The following is a 316-nucleotide window of genomic DNA, read 5'->3' on the forward strand; positions in this document are numbered from 1 at the left end:
GAACACGGCGAGGAAGTAGCCCTGGTACTTCGCACGCTCGCGGGGCGCGAGGATGTCACCCATGATGGCCAGCGGCAGCGACATGAGCGCGCCGGCGCCGATGCCCTGCACGGCGCGGAAGCCCGCGAGCATGAGCATCGAGGTGGACATCGAGGACAGCACGGCGCCGAGGATGAACACCACGATGCCGAAGATGTAGAGCGGGCGGCGGCCGAAGATGTCGGAGAGCTTGCCGTAGATCGGCGTCGCGATGGTCGAGGTGATGAGGTACGCCGTCGTCACCCACGCCTGCTGGTCGAGCCCGTGCAGGTCGTCA

1 protein-coding gene is annotated in these 316 nt (G+C 67.1%); it reads right to left on the reverse strand.

The annotated features are described in order from the left end of the window. Positions 1-316 (reverse strand): MFS transporter (locus ACTJKO_RS17455; RefSeq protein WP_440690642.1); only part of this gene is annotated, 316 nt, incomplete at both ends.

It is taken from the genome of Curtobacterium sp. 22159 (assembly GCF_052045775.1).
In the GTDB taxonomy this organism is placed as follows: Bacteria; Actinomycetota; Actinomycetes; order Actinomycetales; family Microbacteriaceae; genus Curtobacterium.